Genomic DNA, 10,748 nt, shown 5'->3' on the forward strand with positions numbered 1-10,748 from the left:
ACCCTGACGGCGACCGGCGTCCACCGCCCAACCTAATGAGGTTGTCATGACGACAGTAATACTGAATCAGCCCGACGAACCGAAGGACGTACCGGGCGTGGTGATTCCCGCACCGGAGACGGGCGACGCAGTGATTAAAAATACGTTCTTTTTCCCTGATGTGGATCCGAAGCGCGTGCGCGAGCTGATGCGCCTTGAGCAGACGGTTTCCGATGCGCGTCTGCGCAACGCCATCAAGACCGGCATGGCGGAAACCAATGCGGAGCTTTACGACTACCGGCTGCGCCAGATTGCCGCCGGGTTTAAGCAACTGGCCGACGTGCCTGACGCCGAGGAAATCGACGGCGAGAATGTGCGCGTTTTCCACTACCTCAGCGCCGTGACGGCGATGGCGACAGCCACCCTGTATGAGCGTTATCGCGGGGTTGAGGCCACCGGTAAGGGTGACAAAAAAGCCGACAGCGTAGAAACCACCATTGATGACCTGTGGCGGGATATGCGCTGGTCGGTCTCGCGCCTGCAGGATAAGCCGCGCTGCATCGTGGGTCAGCTCTGATGAAAGTCTACGCGATGCAGGGCGATACCCTCGATGCGCTTTGTGCCCGGTATTACGGGCGCACTGAGGGCGTGGTCGAGACGGTGCTGCAGGCTAATCCCGGTCTGTCTGAGTTGGGCGTCATTCTGCCGCATGGCACGGCGATTGACCTGCCCGACGTTGAAACATCCCCCACAGCGGAGACCCTGAACCTATGGGACTGAGTATGGAAAAAATCACCACGTTTATCGCCTACTGGCTGGCCGTGGGTCTGGCGTATTTCGGGGCAATGTCGCCCGAAAAGCTGGCGCTGTATGTGGGTAGTCTGTGCGCCATTTTTACGGCGGCGGTGAATTTCTGGTACCGGCGCAAAACCTTTCGTTATCTGACCGAAATGGGAATCGACAAAGGGGTGACCCGTGAGCTCAATCGTTAAACGTTGCAGTGTGGCCGCAGTGCTGGCGCTGGCGGCACTGATGCCTAATTTTCGTCTGCTGAATACCTCGCCTGATGGTCTGGCGCTAATTGCCGACCTCGAAGGGTGTCGCCTGACACCTTACCAGTGCAGCGCGGGCGTGTGGACGTCAGGCATCGGCCACACTGCCGGGGTGGTACCGAAACGCGATATCACCGAGCGCGAAGCGGCGGCAAATATGGTTGCCGACGTGATGAATACCGAGCGCCGTCTCGCGGTCTGCGTGCCGGTCACCATGCCGCAGCCTGTTTACGACGCGCTGGTCAGTTTCTCTTTTAACGTAGGCACCGGCGCGGCCTGTCGCTCGACGCTGGTCTCTTACATCAAGCGTCATCAGTGGTGGCAGGCATGCGACCAGCTTACCCGCTGGGTGTACGTCAATGGCACTAAAAACAAAGGGCTGGAAAACCGCCGCGCGCGGGAACTGGCGTATTGCATGAAAGGAGTAACCCAATGAAAAAATATTTACGTTCCCTGATGTTCGATGCCCTGCTGGCACTGGTTCTGCTTTGGGGACTGGTATCGCCGCAAAGTGCTGCAATGAATTTTGTTGCCGCGTGGGCACTCTATGTCTGTTTTGTCTGCATTACGGCGAGCCTCGCCGCTGTGGTCGCTTATGACCACTGGCGGCTCAATACGGGCAAAGGTATTCCCATCAATCCTGAGTTGATGAAGGTATTCCGCGCCGCCTTTTGCCGCAAAGGGTCGAAAGCTGGTCGCGCATGGTCTCTTATCCGTTTCTCTGTTACCGCCGGTTGCCTGCTCGGTGCTGGCTGGATCCTTACCGCGCTGATGTACCTGCTTTGTGTTCTGACCTTTAAGGCCGTTCGCGAGACTTACCGCCAGCGCATTGAGGGGGCTGGCCTGTGTCCAGAGTCATTGTGATGTTTCTGGCCTCTGCGCTGGTGCTGGCTGTGCTTGGGCTGCTGTGGTTGCGCCATGAGAACGGCAATTTATCCCACTCCTTTGAGACAGCAAACCGTGTCGCGAGCGAACAAAAGACGACGATTGGCATGCTGAAAAATCAGCTCAGTGTTGCCGGTCAGCTCGCCCGACGTAATGAATCCGCGCAGGTGGTACTGCGCGAACAGCTCGCAAAGGCCAGCGAGGAAGCCAGCCGCCGTGAGCAGACGATAACGAGGTTACTTAATGAAAATGAAGCCTTTCGCCGCTGGTATAACGCTGCTCTGCCTGACGTTGTGCGTCGGCTGCACACCCGCACCGCCTGCGCCAGTGCCGGTGATTGTGGTCAGCGGATGCCCGAGGGTGAGCCTTTGCCCGATGCCGGGAAGTGACCCGAAAACCAATGGCGACCTGAGCGCGGATATCCGCCGTCTTGAGGGCGCGCTGACCGCCTGCGCGCTACAGGTCAAAACCGTCAAACACTGTCAGGATGAACTCGATGCAGAAGCACAAAAGCCTGCGCAAAGCGCTGATTAACGCCGTGCCGCAGCTCCGAAATAACCCCGATATGCTGCGCCTGTTTGCCGATAACGGCCATACCGATTCCCGACTGGCGAGCTCGCTGTCGTTTGAAAAGGTGTATGTGCTTAACGTGGTGGTGACCGACTTCACCGGCGACCTCGATTTGATATTCGTGCCGGTGCAGGCGTGGCTGCGTGAACATCAGCCGGACATTATGACCACCGACGACGGGCGGGAAAAAGGATTCACCTGGATTATTGATATCAATAACGACGATTCGCTCGATATCAGTATCAGCCTGAGGCTCACCGAGCGCACGCTCGTCAAAGAGGTCGACGGTGCGCTGCATGTCAGCTATGCCCCTGAGCCGCCGCTGCCTGAGACGGTAACGCGCCCGGTTGCTATGTATGCAAACGGTGAGTTAGTGAGTCAGTGGGATGAGTGAGTTAACCACGCTGCAGGAACGCCTTGCCGGTCTGATTGCCAGCCTGTCACCGGCGGCGCGTCGGCAAATGGCGGCTGAAATTGCGAAAAAGCTGCGTACCAGTCAGCAACAGCGCATCAGGCGCCAGCAGGCACCCGACGGCACCCCGTATGCGGCGCGAAAGCGCCAGCCTGTGCGGAGCAAGAAAGGCCGCATTAAGCGCGAAATGTTCGCAAAGCTGCGCACCAGTCGCTTTATGAAAGCCAAAGGCAGCGACAGTGCGGCGGTGGTGGAGTTTACCGGCAAGGTGCAGCGCATGGCGCGGGTGCATCAGTACGGGCTCAAAGACCGGCCAAACCGCAACAGCCGGGATGTGCAGTACGAGGCGCGCCCGTTGCTCGGTTTTACTCGCGACGATGAGCAGATGATTGAAGACGTCATTATCAGTCACCTCGGCAAATAAATATTGTGTGAACCACCACCGGAGCCGCGCGAATTGGCGCGACTCCAGACCAGAGGCATCCTTGCACTATGAATACGTTATCCACGATACAGGAGCTCGCGCGCGCGATTCGCAACCTCATCCGCTCAGGTGTGGTAACTGAGGTTGATACCGTGCAGGGGCTGTGCCGCGTACAAAGCGGCGGGATCCAGACTACATGGCTGAACTGGCTGACCACCCGCGCCGGTCGTTCGCGGACGTGGTGGGCTCCCTCGGTCGGTGAGCAGGTTCTGCTGCTGGCAATCGGTGGCGAGCTTGATACCGCTTTCGTGCTGCCGGGTATTTTCTCCGACGATAACCCCGCCCCCTCTGCATCGGCGGATGCGTGGCATGTGGCTTTCCCTGATGGTGCGGTCATTGAGTACGAACCCGAGACCGGCGCGCTGACGGTAAGCGGCATCAAAACTGCCGACGTGACGGCATCGGAGTCCATTACCGCAACCGTGCCGCTGGTACTGGTGAAAGCCTCGACCAGTATCACTCTCGACACCCCTGAGGTGATTTGCACCAATAAGCTGACGACGGCGACGCTTGAGGTGCAAAAGGGCGGCACGATGAAAGGCAACATCGAACATTCGGGCGGGTCACTGTCGTCTAATGGCAAGGTACTCCACACCCATAAACACCCGGGCGACAGCGGCGGGCAAACGGGGGCACCGTTATGACGGCGCGCTATCAGGGTATGAACCGAAATACCGGCCTCGGCATCAGCGACACCGAGCACATCAGCCAGAGCATGCGCGACATACTGCTGACGCCGGTCGGCTCACGGGTGATGCGTCGTGAATATGGCTCGCTTCTGTCGGCGCTGATTGATATGCCGCAAAACCCGGCGCTCAGGCTGCAGATTATGGTGGCGTGCTATTCGGCGATCCAGAAGTGGGAACCGCGTATCAGGCTTACCTCTGTCAGCTTTGAGACCGGCGACGCTGGCGAAATGTATGTCGATATTACCGGGATGCGTACCGATACCGGTGCGTCAGTTTCAACCACTGTTTCACTGGGTTAAATCACTATGGCAACCGTTGACCTGAGTCAGTTACCCGTTCCCGACGTGGTTGAGGAACTGGACTATGAAACCATCCTTGCGGAACGCAAAGCGATACTGATTTCGCTCTATCCCGAAGACCAGCAGGAGGCCATTGCCCGGACATTGGCGCTTGAGTCAGAGCCGATTGTTAAGCTGCTGCAGGAAAACGCCTACCGTGAAGTTATCTGGCGTCAGCGGGTGAACGAAGCCGCGCAGGCGGTGACGCTGGCCTATTCCGCCGGTAACGACCTCGACGTCGTGGCAGGGAACAACAATACCGAACGTCTGACCATCACCCCGGCGGATGATACCACTATTCCGCCGACACCTGCCGTTATGGAATCCGATACCGACCTGCGTCTGCGCACGCAACAGGCGTTTGAGGGCTTGAGCGTGGCGGGGCCGGTCGGCGCATATGAGTATCACGGTCGCAGCGCCGACGGGCGGGTTGCTGACGTCTCAGTCGCAAGTCCGTCGCCAGCCTGCGTGACGATTACCGTGCTATCGCGCGAGGGTGACGGCACTGCCAGCGATGAACTACTGGCGATTGTTGATAAAGCTCTGAACGCCGAAGATGTGCGCCCGGTGGCCGACCGGGTGACCGTCCAGTCAGCCGAGATTGTGCCGTACCAGATTGACGCGACGCTCTACGTTTACCCCGGCCCTGAATCAGAGCCCATCAGGCAGGCATCAGAGCAAAAGCTGCAGAGCTACATCAGCGCGCAGCACCGCCTCGGGCGTGATATCCGCCTGTCGGCCATTTACGCGGCGCTGCATGTTGAGGGGGTGCAGCGTGTCGAGCTGTCATCACCGCAGGCCGACATAGTGCTGAGTAAGTCGCAGGCGTCGAACTGTACCGAGTACCAGATAACTATCGGGGGTTCGGATGAGTGACCGGCTGTTACCCGTTGGCTCGTCGCCGCTGGAAGTTGCCGCTGCTGCTGCACTCTCTGAGATTCAGCGCGTGCCGGTACCGCTGCGCACCCTGTGGAACTGGCGCATCTGTCCGGTAAAGCTACTGCCGTATCTGGCGTGGGCGCTGTCGGTCGACAGGTGGGATGAGAAGTGGCCGGAGGCGACAAAGCGCAGCGTCTGCGCGTCCTCGTTTTTCGTCCATCAGCACAAAGGCACCATCAGCGCATTGCGTCGGGTGGTTGAGCCGCTCGGCTTTCTGATTGAGGTGCGCGAGTGGTGGCAGCTCGACGAGGAGCCAGGAACATTCCGCCTCGTTGTCGGTGTACTCGACAGCGGCATCACTGACGAAATGTATCAGGAACTTGAGCGCCTGATTGAAGACGCAAAACCGGCAAGCCGCCACCTGACCGGGCTGGCTATCAGCCTGAGCTCAACCGGCGAGCTGTATGTCGGCGTGGGATATTACGACGGCGACGCGTTGACCGTTTACCCCTACACCCCCGAGGAAATTGTCGTCGGCGGTGAATATTACCCGGCCTCGGCCATCCATTTGATTGATAACCTGAGAGTGAACGCATGACCGCAAAATATTTTGCCATTCTGACCAATCAGGGCGCGGCGCGGCTGGCGAACGCGGCGGCACTCGGCACCAAACTCAACCTGACGCAGATGGCCGTCGGTGATGCGAATGGTACGTTGCCGACCCCTGACCCGGCGCAGACGAAGCTCATTAACCAGAAGCGCATCGCGCCGCTGAACCTGCTGACCGTTGACCCGGCCAATACCAGCCAGATTATCGCGGAGCAAATTATTCCCGAGAACGAGGGTGGTTTCTGGATCCGCGAGATTGGTCTCTATGACGATGATGGGATTCTGATTGCCGTAGCGAACTGCCCGGAGACCTACAAGCCGCAACTGCAGGAGGGAAGCGGTCGCACGCAGACCATTCGCATGATTTTGATTGTGTCGAGCACGTCGGCTATCACCCTGAAAATCGACCCGTCAGTCGTGCTGGCAACGCGCCAGTATGTCGACGACAAAGTTATCGAGGTGAAAGCCTATGCTGATAGTCTGCTGGCCGCACACCTTGCCGCTGCTGACCCGCACCCGCAATACCTGAAAATAACTGACATTGCGAAATATACCCCGGTCGGCGTGCCGCTCCCTTATCCGTCAGCGACGCCGCCGACAGGTTGGCTGAAATGTAATGGTGCGGTATTTGATAAGGTGAAATATCCGGGGCTCGCCGCAGTATTTCCGTCAGGGAATCTGCCTGATTTGCGCGGTGAGTTTATCCGTGGCTGGGATGATGGGCGCGGGGTAGATAGCGGTAGGGGGTTATTAGCCTCTCAGGACTCACTAGTCGCAGGGCATGTTCACTCGTTAGGCAGAATGTGGTCGTCATCAGATGAAACGAATAATGCCGCCAAGCATTTGGGTGTATCTAAAAACATTCACAACACAACGAAAGATAATATGGGTAATGGGATTATCGAGGATGTTGATAGCGCGTTAGGGATTGCAATTGGTTATGGTCAGGGCGGAAATTTTACGTCTACAACGTCGATAAAAAGCAATACAACCTCGACGGACAACAGGCCGCGAAATATCGCATTTAACTACATCGTGAGGGCGGCGTAATGGCAAAAGCAACGCTGAATAAAAACGGTATCGCCACTAAAGCTGGCGATATGACGGTCTATAACTTTGATGGTGAGACGCTAGAATATTTATCGGCATCCGTGGAATTTCTTGCTGTCGGCGTTGGTATTCCTGCTAACTCCTGCACCGATGCTCCCGTCGACGCAAAAAATGGTTTTGCTGTGTGCCGCGCGACCAGTCTGGATGGGTGGGATTATGTTATCGACCACCGGGGCGAGACGGTGTATGACACAGAAACCGGCCAGCCTGTCGAGATAACCGGGCTTGGTGATTATCCTGATAATGTAACCACCATCGAACCGCTGACGCCTTATGACCGCTGGAACGGTAGCGAATGGGTCGCGGATGAGGAAGCACAGAAAAGCGCTCAGGTTGTTGAGGCGCAGCAGAAAAAAGCCTCATTGCTGGCGGAAGCCCAAAGCACTATCAGTCTGTGGCAGACCGAGCTACAGCTCGGCATCATCAGCGATGATGACAAGGCCAGCCTGATTATGTGGATGAAGTACATTCAGGCGTTGAACGCAGTTGATACTTCAACAGCACCGGGTATCGAGTGGCCGGTTAAACCGGAGTAACGCAGGGCGGGCTGATGCCCGTCTTTTTTTCAATTTGTTTATGTGCCATCGGCTACCCATCGCCGACAAATAGCCCCTCACCAGACCAGCCAGGACAATAACACTCGCCCACTAACCACGGAGTTAACCGGATGAGTGATTTTCACCACGGCGTACAGGTGCTTGAGATTAACGACGGCACCCGCGTCATTTCAACTGTCGCAACCGCAATCGTCGGCATGGTCTGCACGGCCAGCGATGCGGATGCCGAAACATTCCCCCTCAATGAGCCGGTACTGATTACCAATGTGCAGAGCGCCATTGCGAAAGCCGGTAAAAAAGGCACGCTGGCCGCATCCCTGCAGGCTATCGCCGACCAGTCTAAACCCGTCACCGTTGTCGTGCGCGTTGCCGAAGGTGTCGACGATGACCCGGATGCTGCTCAGGCGCAGACCATTTCGAACATCATCGGCGGCACGGATGAGAACGGTAAATACACCGGTATCAAGGCGCTGTTGACTGCCGAAGCGGTCACCGGTGTTAAGCCGCGTATTCTCGGTGTGCCGGGTCTCGATACGCAGGAAGTCGCAACCGCACTCGCGTCGGTCTGTATCAGCCTGCGCGCGTTTGGCTATGTCAGCGCATGGGACTGTAAGACCATTTCCGAGGCTATGGCCTATCGCGAGAATTTCAGTCAGCGCGAGCTGATGGTCATCTGGCCTGATTTCCTTGCATGGGACACCACCGCGAACGCCACCGCAACGGCATACGCCACCGCCCGCGCACTCGGCCTGCGTGCTTACATCGACCAGACCGTCGGCTGGCACAAAACCCTGTCTAACGTCGGCGTACAGGGTGTCACCGGCATCAGCGCGTCAGTTTTTTGGGATTTGCAGGCATCCGGCACTGATGCTGACCTGCTCAACGAGGCCGGGGTGACGACGCTGGTGCGCAAGGATGGTTTCCGTTTTTGGGGTAACCGCACCTGCTCTGATGACCCGCTTTTCCTGTTTGAGAACTACACCCGTACCGCGCAGGTGCTGGCCGACACGATGGCAGAGGCGCACATGTGGGCGGTCGATAAGCCCATCACCGCATCGCTCATCCGTGACATTGTCGACGGCATTAACGCCAAATTCCGCGAGCTGAAATCTAACGGCTACATCGTGGACGGTGAATGCTGGTTCGACGAGGAATCGAACGATAAGGAAACCCTCAAGGCCGGGAAACTGTATATCGACTACGACTATACGCCGGTTCCACCACTGGAAAGCCTGACCCTGCGCCAGCGTATCACCGATAAATATCTGGTGAATCTGGCCGAATCGGTCAACAGCTAAGGAGCCTGAAACAACATGGCACTACCCCGCAAACTCAAATATCTGAACATGTTCAATGACGGCCTGAGCTACATGGGCGTTGTTGAATCCGTGACGCTGCCGAAGCTGACCCGCAAGCTCGAAAACTATCGCGGCGGCGGTATGAATGGTGCGGCGGCGATTGACCTCGGCCTCGACGACGAAGCGCTCACCGTCGAGTGGTCTGTCGGTGGCCTGCCTGATGTGGCGCTGTGGGCGCAGTACGCCGCGCCGGGTGCTGACGCTGTGCCGCTGCGTTTTGCTGGATCCTACCAGCGCGACGACACCGGCGAAATCATCGCGGTCGAGGTGGTCATGCGTGGCCGTCATAAAGAAATCGACGGCGGCGAGAATAAGCAGGGTGAAAACACCTCGACCAAACTATCGACCGTTTGCACCTATTACCGCCTCACGATTGATGGTAGCGACGTCATCGAAATCGACACCGTCAACATGGTCGAGAAGGTGAATGGCGTCGACCGTCTGGAACAGCACCGCCGCGCAATCGGGCTGTAATTCCCTGACCGGTCAGCACTGCTGGCCGGTTATTAATCCCCTTTCAGAGTAGAGAAAAACATCATGGCAAAATCACCACGTAAACCCGCTGAATTTGTTGATACGGCTGGCAATGAAATTGACACCGTAAACCCGAATGTCGTGACCCTCGATAAGCCGATTAAGCGTGCCGGTCAGACGATTGATAAAGTCACCCTGATTGAGCCGAACGCTGGTACCCTGCGCGGTGTCAGTCTGGCAGCGGTGGCGCAGTCCGAAGTCGATGCGCTGATTAAGGTACTGCCCCGCATGACCTATCCCGCGCTCACGGCGCAGGAGCTTACCGCAATGAACCTGCCCGATATGCTGTCGCTGGCCGCTAAGGTGATTGGTTTTTTGTCACCGGCTTCGGCGGAATAGATTTTCCGCCTGACCTTTCGACCGATGACCTGATGGCGGATATCGCAGTGATATTCCACTGGCCGCCATCAGAGCTCTATTCCCTGAGCCTGACCGAGCTCATCACATGGCGCGATAAGGCGCTGCAGCGTAGCGGAAACCACAATGAGTAATAACCTGAGGCTTGAGGTATTGCTGAAAGCGGTCGACCAGGCGACCCGACCGCTTAAATCCATCCAGACCGCGAGTAAATCCCTCTCGGGTGATATTCGCGACACACAAAAAGGGCTGCGTGACCTGAACGGTCAGGCATCGAAAATCGACGGCTTTCGTAAGGCAAGCGCGCAACTGGCCGTAACCAGCCAGTCGCTTGAGAAAGCGAAACGCGAGGCCGGTGAACTGGCCGTGCAGTTTAAAAACACCACCAGTCCGACCCGCGCGCAGGCGCAGGCACTCGAAGCGGCAAAGCGTGCCGCCTCTGAGCTGCAGACGAAATACAACAGCCTGAGAACGTCAGTACAGCGCCAGCGCTCCGGGCTGATGCAGGCCGGTATTAATACCCGCACCCTGTCTGCTGATGAGCGTCGGCTCAAAACCTCCATCAGCGAAACGACGGCGCAGCTTAACCGACAGCGCGAGGCACTGGCGCGCGTCAGTGCGCAGCAGGCGAAATTAAGCCGGGTGAAAGAGCGATATAAATCAGGGAAAGAGCTTGCCGGTAACATGGCCGCAGCCGGTGCTGCCGGGGTCGGTATCGCGACAGCGGGAACGATGGCCGGGGTTAAATTACTGATGCCCGGTTATGACTTTGCGCAGAAAAATTCCGAACTGCAGGCCGTGCTCGGGGTCGATAAGCAATCGCCAGAAATGGAGGCGCTACGCAAACAGGCGCGCCAGCTCGGCGACAATACTGCCGCCTCTGCAGATGACGCAGCGAGCGCGCAAATCATCATTGCGAAAAGCGGCGGTGACGC

General features: G+C 57.5%; 20 protein-coding genes. All 20 read left to right on the plus strand.

Going from position 1 to position 10,748, the window contains the following annotated elements; all coding sequences use genetic code 11:
* The first annotated feature begins 46 nt into the window (after nucleotides 1-46).
* The gene (locus ACK5JN_RS14550; protein WP_416870830.1) at nucleotides 47-556 is read left to right on the plus strand and encodes a head completion/stabilization protein; all 510 of its coding nucleotides are present in this window, start codon (nucleotides 47-49) and stop codon (nucleotides 554-556) included.
* The gene (locus ACK5JN_RS14555) at nucleotides 556-759 is read left to right on the plus strand and encodes a tail protein X (RefSeq protein ID WP_042325371.1); all 204 of its coding nucleotides are present in this window, start codon (nucleotides 556-558) and stop codon (nucleotides 757-759) included. The genes ACK5JN_RS14550 and ACK5JN_RS14555 overlap by 1 nt, the downstream gene beginning before the upstream one ends.
* Complete coding sequence (locus tag ACK5JN_RS14560) at nucleotides 750-971, plus strand: HP1 family phage holin (RefSeq protein WP_001437784.1); 222 nt, start codon at nucleotides 750-752, stop codon at nucleotides 969-971. Before ACK5JN_RS14555 ends, ACK5JN_RS14560 begins: the two co-directional genes overlap by 10 nt.
* On the plus strand, nucleotides 955-1,467 hold the full coding sequence (locus ACK5JN_RS14565; RefSeq protein ID WP_416870831.1) for a lysozyme: 513 nt from the start codon (nucleotides 955-957) through the stop codon (nucleotides 1,465-1,467). The genes ACK5JN_RS14560 and ACK5JN_RS14565 overlap by 17 nt, the downstream gene beginning before the upstream one ends.
* On the plus strand, nucleotides 1,464-1,895 hold the full coding sequence (locus ACK5JN_RS14570; protein WP_416870832.1) for a DNZ54_00345 family protein: 432 nt from the start codon (nucleotides 1,464-1,466) through the stop codon (nucleotides 1,893-1,895). The genes ACK5JN_RS14565 and ACK5JN_RS14570 overlap by 4 nt, the downstream gene beginning before the upstream one ends.
* Entirely contained in the window at nucleotides 1,895-2,305 is a 411-nt protein-coding gene (gene lysB / locus ACK5JN_RS14575; protein ID WP_416870846.1) for an Rz-like lysis system protein LysB, read from the plus strand. Before ACK5JN_RS14570 ends, lysB begins: the two co-directional genes overlap by 1 nt.
* The gene (gene lysC, locus ACK5JN_RS14580; RefSeq protein WP_239964274.1) at nucleotides 2,208-2,450 is read left to right on the plus strand and encodes an Rz1-like lysis system protein LysC; all 243 of its coding nucleotides are present in this window, start codon (nucleotides 2,208-2,210) and stop codon (nucleotides 2,448-2,450) included. Before lysB ends, lysC begins: the two co-directional genes overlap by 98 nt.
* Nucleotides 2,413-2,880, plus strand: a complete 468-nt coding sequence (locus tag ACK5JN_RS14585; protein ID WP_257122580.1) for a phage tail protein — start codon at nucleotides 2,413-2,415, stop codon at nucleotides 2,878-2,880. Before lysC ends, ACK5JN_RS14585 begins: the two co-directional genes overlap by 38 nt.
* The gene (locus ACK5JN_RS14590; RefSeq protein ID WP_416870833.1) at nucleotides 2,873-3,322 is read left to right on the plus strand and encodes a phage virion morphogenesis protein; all 450 of its coding nucleotides are present in this window, start codon (nucleotides 2,873-2,875) and stop codon (nucleotides 3,320-3,322) included. Before ACK5JN_RS14585 ends, ACK5JN_RS14590 begins: the two co-directional genes overlap by 8 nt.
* A gap of 68 nt (nucleotides 3,323-3,390) precedes the next feature.
* Nucleotides 3,391-4,026, plus strand: a complete 636-nt coding sequence (locus ACK5JN_RS14595) for a phage baseplate assembly protein V (RefSeq protein ID WP_135562447.1) — start codon at nucleotides 3,391-3,393, stop codon at nucleotides 4,024-4,026.
* The gene (locus ACK5JN_RS14600) at nucleotides 4,023-4,370 is read left to right on the plus strand and encodes a GPW/gp25 family protein (RefSeq protein WP_416870834.1); all 348 of its coding nucleotides are present in this window, start codon (nucleotides 4,023-4,025) and stop codon (nucleotides 4,368-4,370) included. Before ACK5JN_RS14595 ends, ACK5JN_RS14600 begins: the two co-directional genes overlap by 4 nt.
* Before the next feature lie 6 nt (nucleotides 4,371-4,376).
* Nucleotides 4,377-5,285: a baseplate assembly protein gene (locus tag ACK5JN_RS14605; RefSeq protein ID WP_416870835.1), complete on the plus strand. Its 909-nt coding sequence runs from the start codon at nucleotides 4,377-4,379 to the stop codon at nucleotides 5,283-5,285.
* A complete protein-coding gene (locus ACK5JN_RS14610; RefSeq protein ID WP_416870836.1) occupies nucleotides 5,278-5,886 on the plus strand; it encodes a phage tail protein I in 609 nt (202 codons plus the stop codon). Before ACK5JN_RS14605 ends, ACK5JN_RS14610 begins: the two co-directional genes overlap by 8 nt.
* Nucleotides 5,883-6,947, plus strand: coding sequence for a phage tail protein (locus tag ACK5JN_RS14615; RefSeq protein WP_416870837.1), 1,065 nt, complete (start codon nucleotides 5,883-5,885; stop codon nucleotides 6,945-6,947). Before ACK5JN_RS14610 ends, ACK5JN_RS14615 begins: the two co-directional genes overlap by 4 nt.
* Nucleotides 6,947-7,543 (plus strand): tail fiber assembly protein, encoded by a 597-nt coding sequence (locus ACK5JN_RS14620; RefSeq protein WP_416870838.1) that lies wholly within the window; start codon nucleotides 6,947-6,949, stop codon nucleotides 7,541-7,543. Before ACK5JN_RS14615 ends, ACK5JN_RS14620 begins: the two co-directional genes overlap by 1 nt.
* Nucleotides 7,544-7,674: 131 nt before the next feature.
* Nucleotides 7,675-8,862 (plus strand): phage tail sheath protein, encoded by a 1,188-nt coding sequence (locus ACK5JN_RS14625; protein ID WP_416870839.1) that lies wholly within the window; start codon nucleotides 7,675-7,677, stop codon nucleotides 8,860-8,862.
* 15 nt (nucleotides 8,863-8,877) lie between these two features.
* Nucleotides 8,878-9,396, plus strand: coding sequence for a phage major tail tube protein (locus tag ACK5JN_RS14630; RefSeq protein ID WP_416870840.1), 519 nt, complete (start codon nucleotides 8,878-8,880; stop codon nucleotides 9,394-9,396).
* 63 nt (nucleotides 9,397-9,459) lie between these two features.
* Nucleotides 9,460-9,795, plus strand: a complete 336-nt coding sequence (locus tag ACK5JN_RS14635) for a phage tail assembly protein (RefSeq protein WP_416870841.1) — start codon at nucleotides 9,460-9,462, stop codon at nucleotides 9,793-9,795.
* A 32-nt stretch (nucleotides 9,796-9,827) separates the two neighbouring features.
* Nucleotides 9,828-9,947, plus strand: a complete 120-nt coding sequence (locus ACK5JN_RS14640) for a GpE family phage tail protein (RefSeq protein WP_212738998.1) — start codon at nucleotides 9,828-9,830, stop codon at nucleotides 9,945-9,947.
* A partial coding sequence (locus ACK5JN_RS14645; RefSeq protein WP_416870842.1) for a phage tail tape measure protein occupies nucleotides 9,940-10,748 on the plus strand: 809 nt, incomplete at its 3' end. The genes ACK5JN_RS14640 and ACK5JN_RS14645, both read left to right, overlap by 8 nt.

Origin of the sequence: Kluyvera sp. (genome assembly GCF_047971185.1) — a bacterium.
GTDB lineage: Bacteria > Pseudomonadota > Gammaproteobacteria > Enterobacterales > Enterobacteriaceae > Kluyvera.